Below are 20,390 nucleotides of genomic sequence, written 5' to 3'. Positions count from 1 at the left end.
CTACAAATATCTACGATATAAATATATTATTTTGCTCATTCCACAGGCTTAAGCACAATGCGACGCTTAACAGTCATTCTTTCAGGATTAACATATGTGCGATTTTTACGCTTTAAACCCCACTGCACACAAGTTGTGCCGCAATGGTCCGAACCTCCTTCGACATGTGCAAAATTCTGGCCTCTTTTCACAAAAACCCCAACGCTAAACTTTGTTACAGCAGGCTCAAAAGTGGATGTCAGTTCACCATGCCTAATAGTCACAACTGATTTACCAGCGACTTTACCAGCAAAACTAATAACGCCATCTGCAGGCGCAAATAAAGGAGTCCCTGTGCTTGCAGCTAAATCTACGCCACGATGCCCAACCATCCAAGGTTTAGGCGGAGGATTAAAAGCTTTTACTATTTGTGCAGGTTTCACAGGCCATTGCATAGCTGACTTGCATGTTTTTTCACTATAATCACCTTTAGAAAGAGCACACTTGTGGCAACATGTCACAGCAGATTCTACAACATAATATTTAAGATGATGATTATTTTGCGAAATTTCGGGTTGTAAAAACAGCGCATCTAATAAAATAACTGAGATTATAAAAATCCCCAAACAGGCAGATATTTTGTAATATAATCCATAATTTTTGCGAATACACATATATTCCCCATCCATATTTTTATAAAACGACTTTTATAAAAGTTTTGCAGCTAATTTGCGAAAATCATAAGCTTTTAAAGCATTGTGGATAAAAATATGCTTATAATCACTATTTCGACACGCCAAAACACGCCATATTTGCATCTTTGAAAATTCCGTGTAATATAAATGTCTTGTGCACAGCGCTTAGTTGAGCACAAGATATTCCTGCGTAGCTCAGTTGGCAGAGCGTTCGACTGTTAATCGAATGGTCGCTGGTTCAAGCCCAGCCGCAGGAGCCATAAAGCCACTGGTTTTCCAGTGGCTTTTTGCGTTAAATATTACGACTTGCATCCACAAGCAAAATCTTAATTGTTTAGCGCTCATGAGCGTGGCTAACATAAACATTTTGGCGTATTATATAAACAAGTTGCGTATTCAAATGCGCTAATGTTGAGCAGCAATAGATAACAGAGGACAAATATGAATCAACATAGCTCCGATAATGTTGAAACGAACCAAAAGAAAAAGCTCATTATTCTCATAGCAGGAATTGTTGTGCTAGCTTTAGCTCTTGGCACAGTTGGCACACTTTGGTACATGAAGCAAACTGAACGCACTAAAGCAGCTCGCAGACAGTGCGAAATAAAAGTTGCGCAAGTTTCTAAAGCCAATGCCGTATGGAAAAGTTTAGTACACAACAGCGTAATAACAGATCTCACAAAAGGTGACTCTGATAACGCAAAAGAACTTGCTAAAATCATGAGCGAAAAGGTTCCTGATGCAGTATCTTGCACAGCAAACTCTCCTGAAGAGCTTGGTTCCCAAAGCGCAGAAGCTTTAGCTGCTTCTGAATGGTATGCAGTCAAAGCAAAAAAAGTGCGCGAGTTGGCTGTTACATTAATCGATGAAAATAACAAAAAAGATAAAGACAAAGACAAAGACAAACAAGACGAAGAAACAAAGAAGCAAGAGATAAATGAATCGACTGGAATTGTAATTCAGCGTTCAAATGTTGTCCCACCAAAGCCAACGCCAGCGCCGACGACAAATACTCAAGACACTAAGAAACAGAAGACTGAGAAAAAGCCTGAAACAAAGACTAACAAAAAGCCTGAAAAAAATAGTAATACAGAAAATTCACAGCACAAAAAAGGCAACGAAGAAGGTGAAGGAAGCACAGAACCAGGCAAAAAAGGCAACGAAGAAGGTAAAGGAAGCACAAAATCAGACAAAAAAGGCAACGAAGACGGAGCTGGTGCTGAAAAACCTAAAGGAAATAGTGGTCAAGGAGATCCGAATGATAAAGCAAAAAAGGACAACCAAGATTCCGATAAAAAACAAACCCCGGACATAATAGCAGGTTCACAAAAACCATAAAACATTGCTCTGTTATCTGATTCAATGTAAAAGCTCCCAGTGATATACGCTGGGAGCTTTTACATTATCTAACTCTACATCGTAAACGATGTTGAACTTTATAAACTATTCGTTCATTTTGCTACTCGAACATGAGTTAAATCGACTTCTTCAAGAGGAATTACTCGAGTATGATTTTTAATCTTGTAGCCAATGTATAGAACGATGAATAGCGGCACAGACATGTACGTGATTCCAATAGCCTGCCAGTTAAGCGTTGCAAATGAATGCAAATCCTGACCAACAATAACAAGAATGCATAAGAAGAACGCAACAATAGGACCAAACGGATACCACTTTGCTCGGTAAACTAATTCATCTAAGGAATGACCTTGAGCCAAGTATGCCTTACGGAAGCGATAATGAGCTGCAGCAATACCAGCCCAAGCAATAAAACCAGTCAAACCACTTGCAGCAACCAGGAACATGTATATTTGATCGCCAAAAATACTCATAAAGAAAGTAAATAAAGCAACTACAAATGTAGCAATCAACGCAGGAACAGGAATACCACGAAGACTTACCTTGCCAAATACTTTTGGAGCATTATCTTCTTTTGCGAGCGAATAAAGCATTCTTGTTGAAGCATACATGCCGGAATTTGCTGCAGAAATAACAGAAGTCAAAATAACAGCATTCATAACTGCTGCAGCAGCTGCAAGACCTGCACGCTGGAACACGAGCGTGAATGGGCTAATAGCAATATCAGTTACATCAGAACCAAGTAAGTTCTTGTCAGTATAAGGAATAATGCAAGCAATAACGAAAATAGCAAGAATGTAGAAGAGAAGAATACGCCAGAACACTTGCTTTACAGCCTTTGGAATACTCTTTTCAGGAGTTGCAGACTCGCCTGCAGTAATACCAATAAGCTCAGTTCCTTGGAAAGAGAAGCCTGCAATAGCGAAAGCACACAACACTGCAGGAACACCGCCTGCAAATGGAGCGTCCTTATGAGTGAAGTTTTGCAAGAATGGCGCTTTGCCGCCAACAATGCCAACAATCGTAAGCGAACCGATAACAAGGAATACGATTACTGCCAACACTTTAATAATAGAAAGCCAGTATTCGGTTTCTCCAAAGCACTTAACTGTAAGCACATTGATAACCAAAATAAGCATAAGAACCGACAGCGAGAAAATCCATATTGGCACTGTTGGGAACCAGTATTGCAGAACTATTGCTGCAGTACTAACGTCCACTGCAACCGTAATAGCCCAATTAAACCAATAGTTCCAGCCCATTGCGAAACCGAGTGCAGGATCAATAAAACGTCCAGAATACGATGCAAACGATCCACTAATAGGCATAAAAGTGGCCATTTCACCAAGGGAAGTCATAAGGAAGTAGACCATAATGCCAATCGCACCATAAGCGAGCAAAGCGCCGCCAGGACCAGCCATATGGATTGTTGCACCACTAGCAACAAATAAGCCGGTGCCAATGCTGCCGCCTAAAGCAATCATGGAAATATGGCGGGTTTTTAATCCTCGATGAACATCGTTATTTTGCTGAGTATTTTGCTGAGTATTCTGTACAGCAGTAGATGATAATGAGCTACTCATTTTTCCTCCTTTCATGACAATCAGAGGCAAAACAAGCAAGCAAAAGCAAGCGTGTCGATAGCTCTCCGCAGCGAATGCCGACTCGCTGCGACAGTCCTTGGTATATTAAGCCAAGTCCCAGCTCACTACTTTTGGGATTAAGCAGTAAACTTCGGCGCTCTCCCCTTTTGTAAGCAATTAACGCTTTCCCTAGCTCATGCTTATTACTCTTGTCGAGCGCGACCTCTGGTCGATGGTGTTCATTATTAGTACGACTTGCAGACAAACAGTAAAAAATACGGCGTGGCGCATAAAAATCGAAAAATAATAACAAAAAACGCCACTTCATGAGAAGTGACGTTTAAAATTTGTGGAGCTAGGGGGATTCGAACCCCCGACCCCCTCCATGCCATGGAGATGCGCTACCAGCTGCGCCATAGCCCCGTTTTTACTTATGCCGTTCAAACGAACCTTTGATAGAATACAACAAATAGCCGCTCTATCCAAATGCGGCGTGTCGAATTCAACTTACAAATTCCAAAAATCCTGCGAATTCTACTAACAATTTAATCGCCAATTCGGCAAACCAATTCAAGAACCAATTCGAAAATTAGTTACCATTGGCACTTCCAGATTGATCACCATTACCAGGAGAAGTTACATTGTTTGAAGAACCAGTAGATCCCGAAGATCCAGCAGATCCAGCACCTGCATCAGAACTATCAGCACCCGATCCACTATTCCCACTAGCAGCATCACCTGAATTCGTTCCTGAATCATTGTTAGTATCACTACCTAAATCATTATCAGAATGACCACCTGTTGAGCCAGTTGCGTTTTCATTGCCATGCTCATCATTTTCGTCTTCATTAGCATCTTTACTATCAGAATCATCATGAGACTTCTTATGGTCTTGATTAGTATTAGTGTTAAGACGTTGCTTAGGTTGCGGCTGATTTTGCTGCTGCTCATGACTAATTTCTTCAGGCTTATCAATATTGTCTGTGCCTTTTCCTTGTGTAAACAAAAGAACAGCACCTGCAGTAACAATAACAGCTATAAGAGCACTTATAACAGCAACAACAATTGTTGTACGATGATCGTTTCTATTTTGGTAAGATCTAGAAGAGTAACCGTAGTTTTCACTAACAACCTTAGATAACGGCACCGGCTCTGGAATTGTGCCCTCCGACAGTTCCATGTCTTCTTCATGCTGTTCACGTAATTTCGACAATTCCAAAATACGCGTATTTTCTAATTCTGGATTACGGACTTGCGAACTAACAGTGCGTCCAGATCTTGCATCTTGAACAGTCATATTTTTGTCATCTGAAGGATCAGTATTACATTGCAACGAATTTGATGAATATTGCATATGAATATCATCTCCAATTCTTTTAGAATCAACATTCTCTAAACCATTTGAACGCACGCTAGAATCTGACACATTACTAAAATTAGACTGTTCTGTAGAAGTATTCGGATTCACTTCCGAAAGTTTACGCGATGAAGCGTGAATAACATTCTGATACAACTGTGATGCTACTGCTGAGACAATAGAACCAATAGCTACGCCAATAACTGAACCAGCAATACCAATTTTAGAAGCAAGTAAAAACGAAGTCACTGCAGCGAGCGATCCAGCTAATACTTGCGTAAACGATATGCCTTTGAAGAAATTCTTCACTTATGCACCTTAACTATTTATGCGAATATAATGCCAAAATGCATGGCAAATATGCAAATTCCACTACCAACATCATTACAACAATGATGGTATCACTCTACGCAAAAATTGCACAGTATCGCCAGAGCATTCTTACAACAAAATCACAAGTCTTATATACATAAAACTTAGCTACACAAAACTGAAATGCCTAAGACTTAGCAACCTCAAAATCTCTATCTTTATAAGAAAGCTCACAATTCGCTCTTTTATCACAATAATGCTCACCTAAGCTTGCAGTAATAATTGCAGCAAATATTAAAGCAAATCCCACAAAAGCCATGTTAGAAACATGCTCATGAAAAAGAACAGTAGAGAATAAAAGCGTGAACAAACTTTCAGTGCACATAATCACAGAAGCATTTGCAGTAGAAAGATTCACCAAACTATAGTTTTGCATAATTTGCGCAACTACTGTTACTACCACTGTAAGGTAGAACATATTAGCAAAAATAGAGAAATGATCAGCAGCGTTAAAGTTTGGCAAAGGCTCACAAATAAGCGCACCAGCTACAAAAAGTACGCCTGAAACAACAAATTGCCCAAAAGTTAACGTAACTGGATTATATTTACGAGAATAATACGCAAGGAACGTAAGATTAAAAGCAAAAACTGCAGCACATAATAAAGTAAGGAAATCTCCATAAGACAATGTGAGAACAAGCATTCCAGGCTTTAATGCCACAAAACCTACTCCAGCAACGCACATAACTGCAGCTACTAATCCTAAAAGAGTTGGCTTTTTCTTGACAATTAACCAAGCAGAAAATGGCGTAATTACGCAATATGCTGCTGTCAAAAACGCGCTACGGCCTGGATCGATTGAACGTAATCCTTCAGTTTGCAAAATTAAAGTAGCATAATACGTAATTCCAGTTAGTAAAGAAGGAACAATAAGCTTTTTTGTAAAAGTTTTACGAAGTGTACCGAAAAAAATAACAGCCATAATTGTGCAAGCTCCAACCATACGAACGCCCATAAGCCATTGCACAGGAAACACTTCAAGAGCATATTTTGAAGAAACATAGCTGCCACCCCAAATAGCAGCACAAATCAACAACATAATCTGAGCAGTACGAACACTTTTGCCTTGAGGCATGCCCGATTTATCCGAAAGCGGTTCAGCTATAGATTTAGCTGTTTCATATTTCACCTTCATAATGTTCCCCTTCAACTATAAAAGTTGATTCTTTAAAATTTTTCTTTTATAAAGCGTTTTAGCTTATAAAATAGACAGAATAGCCGTAAAATCGTGAAAAGTACAACTTTCTGGCGTTCTTTCGTAAAATTTCCGATATACGCTCCAGAAAACAGTGGCAATCAAGTATTTTGCTGTATAAATTTCGCCCACGAAACTATTGAAGAATTGGGTGATTTATATCACAACTTACAATTTTTTTACGCTACACGCTCGTATACACTTTTAAATCAGCGTAATGTAGCAATGTAGGCTTATAAATTGCGTACGAAGAAAGTACGCAATCTTGTTAGGAAAGGAATATTATGGCAACTCTTAGCGCAGATATGAAAGAATTTATTGCGAATAATTTGGCTTGGATTGCAACAGTAAGCAAAGATGGCGAGCTTGATTTGGGACCAAAAATGTCTATGTTCGTACTCGACGACAACCACCTTGCCTACCACGAGCGCACTGCAGGTCAGCATTATAAGAACTTGCAAGACGGCAGCCAGCTGGTTGTAGCAGTTGCTAATTTGGCAGAAAAGAAAGGCTATCGCTTCCGCGGAACAGTAACTCTTCACACTGATGACGCGATTTACGAAGAACAGGTACGTGTGGCCGAAGAAAAAGGTACGAAGAAGCCAGCTGCAGTTCCAGTTATGGAAATCACTGAGATTCAGGACTTGACTTCTGGAGCTACTGCCGGCAAAACTATTGCAAAAGATTAATGCGTCGTCATTCAGTCGTGTGGATATTAGTGCGGTAGAGATTTGAGATTTTTCGCACTGAGCGCGGACGCTCGCGCGGGTAACGCGCTCACTACGAAACTCGCGTTGGAAGTCCACTGGACTTCCAACTTAAGCGAGTTTCCGCTCCGAGTTGCCTTCGCGCGCTACGCTTTAAACGCTCAGGCAAGTCGTCGCGCAAAACGCCGAATTAGTACGTCTATAGTAGGCGTCATACAATATCGAGTGGCGTTCGTCCTCAACGGCGAAGATGAACACCACTCAATTCTTTACTTGATTATTTAGTTGTCACTAATTTACTTGCTTTCTTTACGCAATGCTTTCAGTCTAGCGTTCATTTCTTTCGCTTTCTTCTTCTCGAAGTAATAAATTATTGCAGCAATAGGAATCGGTAAAATAACAGTGAACGCAATCCATCCGCAAATCACCGCTGGCTCATCTTTGAACGAAATCCATCCAACAATCACCGATACAATAAACTGAATAGCAATTGGCGGAACTAGCGCAAAAACGAACTTTGCAAAATTTGACATGCGTTCATTCGACCAAAAAATAGCGAACACTCCATATCCTATGCCTATAACAAACGATGCTACAGCATAAGATGCAATTCTATTTCCAACCTCACTATGCGCTAACAGACTTGATATAAAAGACATTACTGTAAAAATAGTGCACCCTATGCCAATGCCTTTAACAATGTTTTTTACCATTGTTTTACCTAATGTTGCAACTTGCTTTTCCATAATAATCGCTTCCTTTTAAGTATTAAAATCTAGTATTAAAAAAAAATCAGTATTAAAATTTTTGATAGTTTTATATTTGACTACATTCTAGCTACATTCGTTATTACTATAACTACATCCCTAAGCGCTTTTTGAACCCACCTAAGCATCTGCGACTAATCCACTCAACGCTTCCATCGTCCATTTTTACGCTCATACTTCCACCAAATCCTGGATCAACTCGAACAATGCGATTCAAGTTCACGATTGCGGATTTAGATATGCGCACAAACGACGCGAATTGCGGATTGTCAAAATCCATTAGGCGCTTGTAAGACACGCACTCGCCTTTATCACCGTGAATGATTACGCGCGAATTTTCAACGCAAATCATAATCACATCTGGCTCATGCATAACAATAATCGAATCGTTAATATAACCGTATATGAATGGATTATTGTTGCTCAACTTATCTGAAGTATTAATTTCAGTATTATTTTCAGCACTTCTTACATTTGCATCATTGGAGTCAATGCTTTGTAACTGAGCGATAATGTGCTTAAGCTCATCGTCAATATTGTGAATTGACAACTGAACTGACTGCTCTTCCTCAGGCGGAACGATAGCAATAGTTACTTTCATCAAGCCTCCTTTCCGTACACTACTGTTAGCGTTTGTTAGCTTTTTGTTTTGTAATTTTGACTATACGGCACTGTAAATAGTCTGTCTTTACAAAATCGCTAAACGGTAGCTTTCGGTAATTAAGCGGTAAAGGAGAGATTACGCAGCACCCCAAATGCGAATAAGACGCTGGCTTGTAGGGTCAGCTGCAGGACCTTGATCATAAGCATCCAAACGCCAATGAATCGAACCATCAGCGTTAAGACTTGGAATTAAGCGCGCCCAACGACCGTTTCCCATGCCGCCAATCGTCTTGTAAGAAGGATCTACTTTATCTAATCCAAGCAGCTTATGAACAGTTTGCGAAAGACAGGAACCATGCGAAAATACTAGCAAATCACGGTCTGCGCCAGTTTTGCGAGCCCAATCTTCTACTGCAGCAGCAGCGCGCTCTCCTACTTCCTGCTTAGCTTCAGCACCATGACGAAGCTCTCCGCTTTTACCTTCAACCCAAGCTTTGAAATCTTCCGGCCACTGCTCGCTAATCTGCTGACGATTCAAACCTTCCCACTCGCCAAAGAAACGCTCGCGCACACCATTTTCAACATGCACATGAAGCCCAATCTTATCTGCAAAAGCATGAGCAGTCTGTTGAGCGCGAATAAGTGGAGAAACAATCGCCACAAAACTCTCGTCCGCTTCTTCTGGCGTAATGCGCACGTGTTCAGTGCTGTTCGGGTCCTTTGGATCTTCTAAATCAGAAGCACCAAAAAGCACGCGCAAAGCTTTTCCAGAGCGAGTCACCTGATCCATTCCAGACTCATCCAAAGCAATATCAATCATGCCTTGCAAACGGAACTGTGCATTATACGGAGTTTGACCGTGGCGAATAAGCATAACAGAACGAGCAATTCCTTCATGCGCACTATTAATGGAATTATTTACGTTACTCGCAACATTTTCTACGAAATCAACCATGGTTTGTACCGTACTTTCTTCTTATTATTCAGTTTCGCTAGAATCTTCAGTTTTGCTAGAATCTTCAGTTTCGCTAGCATGCTCTGGCAGTTGCAAATCGATTGCCGGGCAATCATTCCACAGGCGTTCCAAGCGGTAGAATGCTCGTGCTTCCTCATGCATTACATGAACCACAAAATCGCCAAAATCAAGCAAAATCCACTGTGCTAATTCCAAGCCTTCACGAGATAAAGCCTTGCGTTTGTTGTCTTTCAAGTACAAGTCTTTTTCGATTTCTTCTGCAACAGCTAATACTTGACGCTCATTTGAAGCAGAAACAACTAACATAGCATCCGTAATACCAAGCAAATCGCTTACATCAAAAGCCTGCTCGTTCGTTGCTTTCAAACGGTCTGCAGCAGCGGCAGCAATACGAATTGCACTAATTGAGCTTTCTAAAGCTGTCATAATGTTACTACTCCTTAATTCTCCAACAAACGCTTTTTAGCGTTCCCAAGCTGGCTTCCAGCCCTCTACAACGTGCTGAGTATTTTCCGAGTACACCATAGAATCAGCCGGAACATCGTGACGTACCACCGATCCAGCGCCGGTAGTAACATCATCTCCCACAGTAACCGGTGCTACAAACAGGTTTCCTGCGCCAACGTGAGCACCAGAACCAATCGTAGTATGATTCTTATGCACTCCGTCATAATTTGCAGTAATCGTACCGCCGCCAATATTCGTATGCTCACCCAAATCAGCATCGCCAATATAGCTTAAATGAGGTACTTTAGTGCCATTTCCAATATGAGCTTTCTTCATTTCTACGAAAGCTCCTGCCTTACTTTCCTCACCAAGTACGTTTCCTGCACGCAAATACGTCCAAGGACCGATGTTTGCAGCTCTACAAATATGCGATTCCTGTACACGCGAACGTTCAACCACAGCATCCTCATCAATTTGCGCATCAATAAGAGTCGTGTAAGGGCCAACTACAGCACCACTTGCAACCGTAGTACGACCTTGAAGGAAGCACCCAGGAAGCACAGTAACATCTTGTGCGAGCGTAACACTATCTTCAATCCAAGTAGTATCAGGGTCGAGAATAGTTACACCTTCAAGCATCCATTTTTCACACACGCGCTTATTATGTGCTTTTGCGAGCGCAGCTAATTGCACACGATTATTTACGCCCTCTACAGTAAGCGGATCTGGAGCAGACATTGCACCAACATGACCAAACTTTCGAGCATGTTCCAAAGCATCAGTCAAATAGAACTCACCTTGAGCATTTTGAGAGTTAAGATCTGCAATCGCGTCACATAATACAGTCGCATCGAATACATATACAGAAGTGTTCACTTCATGAATAGCAAGCTCTCCAGCATTTGCATCTTTATGCTCAACAATACGCAAAACGTCACCGTTTGCTTCGCGCACAATACGGCCGTAGCCAGTTGCATCGTCTAATACTGCTGTAAGAACTGTTGCCACATTGTTATTATTATTGTGAAAATCAACTAAAGACTGCAAAGTTTGCGTATCAAGTAGCGGCATATCGCTTGCGGCAATCAGCACAGCTCCTTTTAATGCTTCACCAGTTTCGTTTTTAGCAATTTCGTTAAGATCTTTAATAGCACATTGCACTGCTCTGCCGGTTCCAGGAGTTTCGTCCTGATTTACAATATGCACATTTTCGTTATAGCTAACAGCAGCAGCAGCTACGCGTTCAGCCTGAGCATGCACAACTACAGCTAGTTTTTTAGGATTTACGCCATTCATGGCATCCATAACACGATTGAGAAATGTTTTACCAGCAAATGGATGTAGTACTTTTGGAGTTTCTGAACGCATACGCGTCCCATCGCCTGCTGCCAAAATTATTGCCGCAGTTACATCATGCTTTTCCACGCATACGCTCCTTATACTATTTCAATAAATTTCGCTGTATGTAATTCTATTACTTATTAGCAGCGTTTAAAACAAAAAACGCCACCCGATTCAACGAGTAGCGCTTCAAGTAAGCTCCCTCACCTGGATTCGAACCAAGACAAAGGGTTCCAAAGACCCGTGTGCTGCCATTACACCATGAGGGAACGGCGGAAAAACCGCCAAGTCACTATTATGCCATAATATCAAAAAACGTCAAATTGGCGTGCCGAAAAGCAAACCGCACGAAATCAATACTTAAGCAAATAAGAATCCTTGTCCGTGATGCTCAGGATAAGTGTCGAAAAGCTTAGCAACCGAACCATCCTCAAACACTGCTTTAATAGCACTTGCAAGAAGCGGAGCAATTGAAAGAACAGTCAAACCATCCCAACGCTTCTCTTCTGGAATAGGCACAGTATCAGTCAAAACAACTTCCCTAGCACCACAAGACTTCAAACGTTCGACTGCAGGACCAGAAAGCACGCCGTGAGTTGCAACAACTGTAACAGACTTAGCTCCAGCTTCCTTCAACACATTGCAAGCTCCTGCAATAGTTCCTGCAGTATCGATCAAGTCGTCAACCATAACGCAATCGCGTCCAGCAACGTCACCAACGACGCGATTTGCAACCGTCTTATTAGGGCAAGTGATATCGCGAGTTTTGTGCACAAAAGCCAAAGGACCGCCGCCTAAGCGCTGAGCCCACTGTTCTGCTACGCGAATACGACCAGCATCAGGAGACACAACAGTCACATTAGCAAGATCATCGCGGAAACGATCACGTACGTAATCAACCAAAACTGGCATAGCAATCAAGTGATCAACAGGACCGTCGAAGAATCCTTGAGACTGAGCTGCATGCAAATCGACGCTCATAATGCGATCAGCACCAGCAGTCTTTAGCAAGTCAAACATCAAGCGGCAAGAAATAGGTTCACGACCGCGATGCTTTTTATCTTGTCGAGAATAACCAAGCAACGGGCATACTGCAGTAATTGAACGAGCAGAAGCCCTCTTCAAAGCGTCAATCATAATTAACTGTTCCATAATGGACTTGTTAACAGGATCACTGTGGCTTTGAATAACGAATACATCTGTACCACGCACAGATTGCGTATAGCGAACATACATTTCACCATTAGCAAAATCGTATGCCGTAGTTTCAAGTACATCAATTCCAAGCTGATCAGCTACATCACGAGCAAGCTTCGGATGTGCGCGACCGGTAACGAGAACAAGGTTTTTATCTGGCTTTCCTTCAAGGACGATGCTCACCATATCTCCAAACATTAGTTCGCTTTAATTCGCGAAATGAACATAATCAATACTAACTTTTTGCACAGACGATAAACGACAAGCCTACAAAATCAATAATTACGCACGATACAAACCATGCTTAACTATGTACTGAACTACTCCATCTGGAACTAAATACCACACCGGCTCACCATGCTCAGCTCGACGACGAACATCAGTAGAAGAAATAGACAACGCTGGAATCTCTAAAATATCAACCGGCAAATGCGTAGAATCACAATGAACCATATCGTCACGATTCGCTGCAATACCAGTATCATTCGTATGCATTTGGCGAGGCATTAACGGAGAATTAGAATCTGCTAACTTTTCTGGCCTCGAATAGCCAGGACGAGTAACAGCCACGAATCGAGCCAAATTCCACATTTCGCGCGCATTTTTCCATTGCATTATTTCAGCAATAGCGTCAGCTCCAGTAATAAAGAAAAGTTCCGCATCAGGATGTTGAGCACGTATATCTCGCAAAGTATCGATAGTATAAGTAACTCCAGGGCGATCAATATCAACCCTAGAAACAGTGAACTTTGGATTGGAGGCTGTTGCAATAACAGTCATTAAATAACGATCTTCTGCATTCGTAACTTTTTTATCAAGCTTAAAAACAGGCCTACCGGTAGGAACGAAAATAACTTCGTCAAGATCATAAACCCAAGCAACTTCTGAAGCAGCAACCAAGTGACCATTGTGTATTGGATCGAATGTGCCGCCCATAATTCCAATGCGCTGACGCTCGTGCACATTGCCACGAGTAGAAGTACGTTTATGAACTGAATTCACAACCGCAGGAGGAGCCGCTTCTTTACCAGTAAACGCGCCATGAAATAGGTCAGACATGCGACGTTCTGCATCTTCGTGAATTTCAGGACTCATTCGCTTCAGATTCCTTGTCTTCCACTTGAGTTTCATTCACTAACCCAGATGCAACATTTGCGCTATCCGGATTAATATTGCCCATTTCTTCATCCCACTCATCTTTTACGACACGCTGGATTTCGGCAAAAGTTGGAAGAGGGAAATCTGGTTGATATGCACCACGAATTTTCGCTACAGATTCCGAAATTTTAGCAAGCATGGATGTCATGCCATCAATATCATGATCACGTTCTAATTCGCTAAACTTAATAATATTCTTTTCCATATTGCGAACATTTTCAAGAACATTATTAAACGAAGCTTCATCAGGAATAGTCACATCATTCGAATCAGAATCTGGCCAGCCCATTAACACTGCGTCAGCATACTCAAGCGATGAACGTTGCGATGCAGAAGCAATACCATCTTCAATTTGCACCAAAAAAACATATCGCACAATGGACAAACGTTCAGCAGCAATATCAAGCGCTTCAGCTGTACTCAAATTCACGTCATTATTAGGCATACTCTTACCTTACCGCCACGTAACTATTAAAACCAGTACGTCTATTTTTTAATTTGCTTACTGTGGCGCGAGTTTTGGGAGATTTCTCTCCTCGCAAGTTCCCGTCCTTCGTCGCTCTGGCTGTTAAAGATTTTACTGTCTGCTTTGTTCTTAAAATAATGTTGCTTCCTCAGTCCTCTTTTATTGCTCGTAAAGAAATCCCCCAAACTCTACATGTCAATCGTTAATAACCGTGCTCATCGCAGAGATTTTTCGATTTTTCTTCTTCACTCGGCTTGTCAGCAGCCTTCGGCTCTGACGTCCGCCTTCGTTCAGTGCGAAAAATCTCAAATCTCTACCACACGAATATTCACACGACTGAATAGTAGTGCGCATTGAGATGTAAAAAATAAACTATAAACGTATTTGCCCATCTCCGTAGCCGATCCATTTGGTTGTTGTCATTTCAAGCAAACCCATAGGGCCTCTTGCATGTAATTTTTGCGTAGAAATACCAAGTTCTGCGCCGAAACCAAATTCGCCGCCATCTGTAAAGCGCGTTGAAGCATTTACCATAACTACAGCGGAATCAACACTTGCAATAAAACTTTGAATAGTTGAGTAATCTTCAGCAATAATGGTTTCAGTATGGCCAGTAGAATATTTCGCAATATGAGAAGCTGCATCAGTATAATCATCTACAACTTTTACACCCATATTCAGCGACAAATATTCTCGCTTCCAATCTTCCTCAGTGGCACGCTCAAGCTGCAATCCTTGAATATTAGCGGATTGCAAAATATCGTAAGATTTATCGTCTGCATGCAAAATTACATTATGCTCAGCTAAAGCAGCAGCGATTTTTGGCAAAAATTCTTGCGCAACAGCTTTATGCACTAATAATTTTTCAGCAGCGTTGCACACGCCCACTCGTTGCGTTTTTGCATTAATAATAATAGGTACAGCTTTTTTAATATCAGCGCTTTTATCTACATAAATATGTACGTTTCCAGCTCCAGTCTCAATAACAGGAACCGTAGATTCTTGAACAACTGCTGCAATAAGATTTGCACTACCTCTAGGCACAAGCACATCAATATGACCGTGAGCATGCATCATTGACGTAGCTCCGTCTCTTCCTAAATCATCAACAGACTGAATCAAATCAGCACTAAAGTTAGAATTTTTAAGAACCGATTGTATAACTTCAATACTCGCCTGATTCGTATGAAGAGCCGCGCTTCCGCCTCGCAAAATCGCAGCATTTCCAGATTTAATACACAAAGCAGCTACGTCAATAGTTACGTTTGGACGAGCTTCGTAAATCATTCCCATAACGCCCATTGAAACTCGAATTTGCGAAAGTTTAATTCCATTAGGAAGAGTGTATCCGCGAACTACTTGACCTACAGGATCCTGCAATTGCGCAATTTTTCGCACGCTTTTTGCAGAAGCTTGGATTCGCTCTTCATTAAATTTAAGCCGATCGAGCTTTCCAGCATCCATTCCCTTAGCTTCAGCTTCTTTAAGATCTTTTTTGTTAGCCTCAGCAATATTTGAAGCTGCATACTCTAAGGCATCTGCCATTTTTTCGAGAAGCGCATTTTTTGCGCGAGTATCTGCATGAGCAAAATTACGCCACGCTTTGCGCGCACAATCAGCACGAGCATTCACTAAATCATCAACAGACAACGTTCCCCCTATAAATTATTTGCCTAATCGCCAATTAATTAATAGTAAAACAAAAGCATTTATATATATGAGATTAGCACACGCCCATTCGCCCAGCGCTTCAGGTACCATAATTTGATATAAGTTGTGTAAATAATTTACATAAATAATCTACGTAAGTAAAAAATATTCTCTATAAACAGACGGTTACGGAGTTATTATGGCATCAGATACAACTATTTTCCATAGCACTCGTTCGCTTAAGCCAACATGCACATCAAAAGAGGCAATACGTAAAGGAATTGCTGAAGATGGCGGATTATTTGTAGCTGATAGCCTTGGTAGCGAGCGTTACGATATTTCTAAATTGCAAGGCAAATCGTATCAAGAAATTGCGCAGGATATTTTGCAACTGTTGCTGCCTGATTATACTTCAGAAGAGCTTTCTTCTTGCATTAAACTGGCATACGGCAATCAATGGTCTAATAACGCTATTACTCCACTCCAGCAGCTTGGGAACACTAGCGATTTTGTGATGGAACTTTTCCATGGTCCTACTTGTGCGTTTAAAGACGTTGCTTTGCAAATGTTGCCACAATTAATGTCTCGCACTAAAACTCAACACGAGAACGAATCTGATATTGAAAAAAGCGTTATGATTCTAACTGCAACTTCTGGAGATACAGGTAAAGCTGCTTTGGCTGGTTTTGCTGATGTTCCAGGCACTTCTATGATTACTTTTTATCCAGAAGGAAAAGTTAGCCGCGTCCAAGAATTGCAAATGACTACTCAGGTAGGCGAAAATGTGAAAGTTTGCGCAGTCCGCGGTAATTTTGACGATGCTCAAACAGGCGTTAAACAGATTTTCACAAATAATGAGCTCAACAAAAATATTGAAGAAGATGCGAATACAGTATTGTCTTCAGCTAACTCAATTAACGTTGGTCGTCTTGTGCCACAAGTTGTTTACTATTTTGCAGCATACAAGCAGCTTATTGAACGCGAAGTTATAAAACTTGGAGACGAAGTAGAATTTTGTGTTCCTACAGGCAATTTTGGCGATATTCTAGCAGGATATTATGCAAAAATGCTTGGTCTTCCAGTGAAGCATCTCATTGTTGCTAGCAATAGTAACAATGTGCTTTTTGATTTTTTGGTAAGCGGCACTTACAACCGTCAACGCACATTCCATCACACTGTTGCTCCTTCTATGGATATTTTGGTTTCTTCTAATTTGGAGCGAATGCTTTATTACATGTGCGATAAAGACACGCGTTTAATACAAATGCTTATGAATGACTTGACTCAATGGGGCGCTTTTGAGATTCCAGAAAATGTGCTTGCAAAGATTCGCTCACTGTTTGGCTGCGGTTGGGCGAATGAGGATCAAATTCGCGAAGCTATTTATGACTGTTGGAACAAGTACAAGTATGTGATCGATCCACATACTGCTTGCGGATTCTTCGTTATGCAAAATATTCCACATGACGAAAGCACACCTAGAGTATTGCTAAGCACTGCAAGCCCGTATAAATTCCCTCGTGTTGTTGCTGAATCTTTGAATATTGAGCATGTGCAAGATATGGATGATTTCAAATGCATGGACGCTCTTAGTAAAGCTACAGGAACTAAAGCTCCAAGCATGCTTAGAAATCTTGAAAATAAAACTCCACGCTTTAATGATGTTATTAATGTTGAAGATATGCCTGAGTATGTTGTAGCTCAAGCGCATAATTTCGCAAAATAATCATAAAGTTTTAAGCGAAAGAGGCTGGTTTACTTGTATAATCCAGCCTCTTTTACTATTCATTCGTTATTACTTTCGAATAAAGCTGCATACACTTCGTTAATAACGTTTAAATCATGACCTTTTCTTGCAGCTGCTGCGAAAAATCTTCGTCTTCTGACTAAAGGCTCAAGATTTCTCGTGCGCGAAGCCGTTTTGCGACCGAGTTCCCACGCTGCTTCAGTGAATACTCCAGAGTTTTGAGCAGAAGCTACGTTTTGTGAAATAGCAGCAGGATCAACATTTTTACGCTGCAATTCCATTCGAGTAGCTCTAGCACCAAGAAGCCTCACAGCGCAAGAGCGAATCACCATTTGAGCATATTGATTGTCATCAAGAAGATGCAATTCAAGCAAACGATGAATAACCGCGTCAATAGCAACTTCCGTGTAGCCTTTTTCTTTAAGCCTTTTGCGCATGTCCATCACAGAGCGAGGAGCATAATCTAAAAGCCTTAAAGCAGCTTCCCTGCAATCATCTTCACTACTATTGCAAAGTTCGTCGCTTAAATCACTTACTTTAGTGTTTTTTACATACGGCATGTTTTTTGTATTATTTTTTGCGCTTAAAAGTACTGATTTATGCGATATTTTTTTGCGAGTATGTGGCTTTACGCTATTACTTTCGTCATCTTCTTCAGTCCGCTCTACTGGATGATCGCGAAGAAAACTCTCTACACTAATAGGCATATTGCATTCGCTTTACACTGTAATCTTATTATTACTTCGATTCGGATGACTTTTGTGCAGAATTTTTAGCTACAGAATCATCAGCGAATTGATCTAGTTCAGAATCTTCAGCGAATTGATCTTCAGGATGCATTAAACCTAACGAAGCTTTGACTTTTTCGCTAATTTCTTCAGTAATAGCTGGATTATCTTTCAAGAACTTACGGACGTTTTCACGACCTTGTCCAAGCTGCTCACCGTCATAAGTAAACCAAGAACCAGATTTCTTAATAACTTCAGCTTGCAGCCCCATATCGATAACAGAACCTTCAGTAGAGATACCTTCTCCGTAAAGAACATCAAACTCAGCAGTTTTGAAAGGCGGAGCCATTTTATTCTTGACAATCTTAACTTTAGTTCGGTTGCCAACAGCTTCTTCGCCCTCTTTAATAGTAGAAACTCTGCGAATATCCATACGCACAGACGCATAGAACTTCAAAGCTTTACCACCAGTGGTAGTTTCAGGATTACCAAAGAATACACCAATTTTTTCACGAAGCTGATTAATAAAAATAGCAGTAGTGCCAGCTTGTGAAAGAGCACCAGTCATCTTACGCAACGCCTGACTCATTAAGCGAGCTTGTAAACCCACATGACTATCTCCCATATCGCCATCGATTTCAGCTTTAGGAACTAATGCCGCTACAGAATCAACAACAATAACATCTAACGCCCCAGAACGAATAAGCATATCAGCAATTTCCAATGCCTGCTCACCGTTATCTGGCTGAGAAACAATAAGAGCATCCGTGTCTACTCCAAGCTTTCTCGCATAGACAGGATCCAACGCATGCTCAGCATCAATAAATGCCGCTACCCCACCATTTTTTTGAGCATTTGCAACAATATGCAAAGCAAGAGTTGTTTTACCAGAAGACTCAGGACCGTAGACTTCAACTATTCGCCCTCTAGGAACACCGCCAATCCCCAAAGCAGTGTCCAACGCTAATGAACCAGTAGGAATAACTTCTACATCTTGCATAGGTCTATCACCTAAGCGCATTGCAGAACCTTTTCCATATTGTCGTTCAACATTGGCTAACGCAGTTTCCAACGCTGCTTGGCGACGCGGATCTGTTTTATCCGCATCAATAAGGCGATTAATACTGCCTTTACTTTTCGTTTGCGCCATGTATGCTACTCCTTTCGCATGCCGTTATGTATCGAACGACCTTAGTTCCATACTAGATTCAAGTACAAGCATTTTTGTGCAATGTGGATAAAACATTTAACCCAAGCACTTAAACGCTTAACTCAGCTTAAACCATCTCGACAAACACAAGTATACTACATATGCGAACATTTGTTCGATAGCGCGTGTCTTGATTACAACCCAACTACTTACAATCTTCGACATAAGCAATCAACTCATCAGCTATTCTCAACAACTGAAATACAGTAGATTCGCGAACTTCTTGACGACTGCCAGATAATCTCAATTCAAAAACAAAAGCAACACTTGATTGCGCAATCTTAGTTACGCTTTGACTTTCGATTTGAGCAAAATCATAATCATAGACGTTACTCACGCATCCATCTTCAAGTTCTTTATGAGCCGCATCTTTCACAGAATCCATAACATCATTAACTTTAGGCAAAAATATTCCAACATAAACTAAACCTGCTGGTTTATTGCCATCGGGACCAGGACCTGCAACACCAGTTGTAGACAAGCCAATAATAGGAAAATTTGCACAACACTCACAATCTTCCTCATATTCCCAGCCATCGCCACGATATATTTGAGCAGCTCCAAGCGCCATCTGAAAAGCAACATCCTGGTAAACCGCGCCTTCAGATTGTAAAAGATTAGAATTTACACCAAGAATTTTGGATTTAGCATGAATATCATAAGTGACAGCAGAGCCACAAAAAACTCGTGACGCGCCAGGAACAGAAACAAAAGCATCAGCCAAAAGCCCGCCAGTTAACGACTCTGCTGAAGCAATATGCATTCCTTTAATAAAACTTTTTTCCAATAGATCCGCGGCTAAAGAAACTGTATTAAAATCTGAAGAATTATTCATAATACGCTCGATATGATT

At 41.0% G+C, this 20,390-nt stretch carries 19 protein-coding genes, 3 tRNA genes and 1 riboswitch; of the genes, 4 read left to right on the top strand and 18 right to left on the bottom strand.

The features are described 5' to 3' along the window. Nucleotides 1-35: 35 nt before the first annotated feature. Nucleotides 36-653: a M23 family metallopeptidase gene (locus tag HXT58_RS01825; RefSeq protein WP_240321009.1), complete on the bottom strand. Its 618-nt coding sequence runs from the start codon at nucleotides 651-653 to the stop codon at nucleotides 36-38. A 205-nt stretch (nucleotides 654-858) separates the two neighbouring features. Here HXT58_RS01825 and HXT58_RS01820 point away from each other — a divergent pair. Both HXT58_RS01820 and HXT58_RS01815 read left to right on the top strand, forming a co-directional pair. Then, a tRNA-Asn gene (locus HXT58_RS01820) sits at nucleotides 859-934 on the top strand. 181 nt (nucleotides 935-1,115) lie between these two features. Beyond that, nucleotides 1,116-2,012 carry an ATPase gene (locus tag HXT58_RS01815; protein WP_116442768.1) on the top strand — a complete coding sequence of 299 codons (897 nt, stop codon included), beginning with the start codon at nucleotides 1,116-1,118 and terminating at the stop codon, nucleotides 2,010-2,012. A gap of 113 nt (nucleotides 2,013-2,125) precedes the next feature. Here HXT58_RS01815 and HXT58_RS01810 read toward each other — a convergent pair whose 3' ends face one another. The 4 genes from HXT58_RS01810 to HXT58_RS01795 form a co-directional block, all read right to left on the bottom strand. Then, a complete protein-coding gene (locus HXT58_RS01810) occupies nucleotides 2,126-3,517 on the bottom strand; it encodes an amino acid permease (protein ID WP_004106466.1) in 1,392 nt (463 codons plus the stop codon). Between the two features lie 149 nt (nucleotides 3,518-3,666). Continuing rightward, nucleotides 3,667-3,853, bottom strand: a riboswitch (Lysine riboswitch). A 113-nt stretch (nucleotides 3,854-3,966) separates the two neighbouring features. After that, nucleotides 3,967-4,039 (bottom strand) — tRNA-Ala (locus HXT58_RS01805). Nucleotides 4,040-4,205: 166 nt separating this feature from the next. After that, nucleotides 4,206-5,282: an ATPase gene (locus HXT58_RS01800; protein WP_116442769.1), complete on the bottom strand. Its 1,077-nt coding sequence runs from the start codon at nucleotides 5,280-5,282 to the stop codon at nucleotides 4,206-4,208. Nucleotides 5,283-5,472: 190 nt separating this feature from the next. Next, nucleotides 5,473-6,480 carry a DMT family transporter gene (locus HXT58_RS01795; protein ID WP_116442770.1) on the bottom strand — a complete coding sequence of 336 codons (1,008 nt, stop codon included), beginning with the start codon at nucleotides 6,478-6,480 and terminating at the stop codon, nucleotides 5,473-5,475. A gap of 344 nt (nucleotides 6,481-6,824) precedes the next feature. On the opposite strand from HXT58_RS01795, the gene HXT58_RS01790 reads away from it, so the two are divergent. Then, the gene (locus HXT58_RS01790) at nucleotides 6,825-7,229 is read left to right on the top strand and encodes a pyridoxamine 5'-phosphate oxidase family protein (RefSeq protein ID WP_004106472.1); all 405 of its coding nucleotides are present in this window, start codon (nucleotides 6,825-6,827) and stop codon (nucleotides 7,227-7,229) included. 314 nt (nucleotides 7,230-7,543) lie between these two features. On the opposite strand, the gene HXT58_RS01785 is transcribed toward HXT58_RS01790, so the two are convergent. The 10 genes from HXT58_RS01785 to HXT58_RS01740 form a co-directional block, all read right to left on the bottom strand. Further along, nucleotides 7,544-7,993, bottom strand: a complete 450-nt coding sequence (locus tag HXT58_RS01785) for a DUF3021 family protein (protein ID WP_004106474.1) — start codon at nucleotides 7,991-7,993, stop codon at nucleotides 7,544-7,546. A gap of 112 nt (nucleotides 7,994-8,105) precedes the next feature. Beyond that, nucleotides 8,106-8,615, bottom strand: a complete 510-nt coding sequence (locus HXT58_RS01780; RefSeq protein ID WP_004106477.1) for a LytTR family DNA-binding domain-containing protein — start codon at nucleotides 8,613-8,615, stop codon at nucleotides 8,106-8,108. Between the two features lie 138 nt (nucleotides 8,616-8,753). Then, nucleotides 8,754-9,572: a histidine phosphatase family protein gene (locus tag HXT58_RS01775; protein ID WP_415706037.1), complete on the bottom strand. Its 819-nt coding sequence runs from the start codon at nucleotides 9,570-9,572 to the stop codon at nucleotides 8,754-8,756. A 24-nt stretch (nucleotides 9,573-9,596) separates the two neighbouring features. After that, nucleotides 9,597-10,019, bottom strand: a complete 423-nt coding sequence (gene rsfS, locus HXT58_RS01770) for a ribosome silencing factor (protein ID WP_004118984.1) — start codon at nucleotides 10,017-10,019, stop codon at nucleotides 9,597-9,599. Between the two features lie 36 nt (nucleotides 10,020-10,055). After that, nucleotides 10,056-11,465, bottom strand: coding sequence for a bifunctional UDP-N-acetylglucosamine diphosphorylase/glucosamine-1-phosphate N-acetyltransferase GlmU (gene glmU / locus HXT58_RS01765; RefSeq protein ID WP_004118983.1), 1,410 nt, complete (start codon nucleotides 11,463-11,465; stop codon nucleotides 10,056-10,058). 114 nt (nucleotides 11,466-11,579) lie between these two features. Then, a tRNA-Gln gene (locus HXT58_RS01760) sits at nucleotides 11,580-11,650 on the bottom strand. Nucleotides 11,651-11,741: 91 nt separating this feature from the next. After that, nucleotides 11,742-12,764 carry a ribose-phosphate diphosphokinase gene (locus tag HXT58_RS01755; protein ID WP_032835511.1) on the bottom strand — a complete coding sequence of 341 codons (1,023 nt, stop codon included), beginning with the start codon at nucleotides 12,762-12,764 and terminating at the stop codon, nucleotides 11,742-11,744. A 96-nt stretch (nucleotides 12,765-12,860) separates the two neighbouring features. Further along, nucleotides 12,861-13,673, bottom strand: coding sequence for a nicotinate-nucleotide adenylyltransferase (gene nadD, locus HXT58_RS01750; RefSeq protein WP_004106489.1), 813 nt, complete (start codon nucleotides 13,671-13,673; stop codon nucleotides 12,861-12,863). Then, nucleotides 13,663-14,181, bottom strand: coding sequence for a phosphoribosylglycinamide synthetase (locus HXT58_RS01745; protein WP_410294615.1), 519 nt, complete (start codon nucleotides 14,179-14,181; stop codon nucleotides 13,663-13,665). The genes nadD and HXT58_RS01745 overlap by 11 nt, the downstream gene beginning before the upstream one ends. A 393-nt stretch (nucleotides 14,182-14,574) precedes the next feature. Beyond that, nucleotides 14,575-15,852 carry a glutamate-5-semialdehyde dehydrogenase gene (locus HXT58_RS01740; RefSeq protein WP_415706035.1) on the bottom strand — a complete coding sequence of 426 codons (1,278 nt, stop codon included), beginning with the start codon at nucleotides 15,850-15,852 and terminating at the stop codon, nucleotides 14,575-14,577. A 199-nt stretch (nucleotides 15,853-16,051) separates the two neighbouring features. Between HXT58_RS01740 and thrC the strand changes: the two genes are divergently transcribed. Then, nucleotides 16,052-17,578, top strand: a complete 1,527-nt coding sequence (gene thrC, locus HXT58_RS01735) for a threonine synthase (protein WP_415706033.1) — start codon at nucleotides 16,052-16,054, stop codon at nucleotides 17,576-17,578. 59 nt (nucleotides 17,579-17,637) lie between these two features. On the opposite strand, the gene HXT58_RS01730 is transcribed toward thrC, so the two are convergent. The 3 genes from HXT58_RS01730 to HXT58_RS01720 all read right to left on the bottom strand — a co-directional run bounded on the left by HXT58_RS01730 (nucleotide 17,638) and on the right by HXT58_RS01720 (nucleotide 20,372). Continuing rightward, the gene (locus HXT58_RS01730) at nucleotides 17,638-18,306 is read right to left on the bottom strand and encodes a regulatory protein RecX (protein ID WP_004118976.1); all 669 of its coding nucleotides are present in this window, start codon (nucleotides 18,304-18,306) and stop codon (nucleotides 17,638-17,640) included. A 31-nt stretch (nucleotides 18,307-18,337) separates the two neighbouring features. Next, nucleotides 18,338-19,477, bottom strand: a complete 1,140-nt coding sequence (gene recA, locus HXT58_RS01725) for a recombinase RecA (RefSeq protein ID WP_004118965.1) — start codon at nucleotides 19,475-19,477, stop codon at nucleotides 18,338-18,340. Nucleotides 19,478-19,682: 205 nt separating this feature from the next. Then, nucleotides 19,683-20,372 carry a CinA family protein gene (locus tag HXT58_RS01720; RefSeq protein ID WP_421775647.1) on the bottom strand — a complete coding sequence of 230 codons (690 nt, stop codon included), beginning with the start codon at nucleotides 20,370-20,372 and terminating at the stop codon, nucleotides 19,683-19,685. Between the last annotated feature and the right edge of the window lie 18 nt (nucleotides 20,373-20,390).

The sequence above is a fragment of the Gardnerella sp. KA01000 genome, from assembly GCF_049244035.1.
In the GTDB taxonomy this organism is placed as follows: domain Bacteria; phylum Actinomycetota; class Actinomycetes; order Actinomycetales; family Bifidobacteriaceae; genus Bifidobacterium; species Bifidobacterium leopoldii.
Note: the sequence above shows the minus strand (reverse complement) of the source record. Positions and strands in the feature narration are given on the sequence as shown.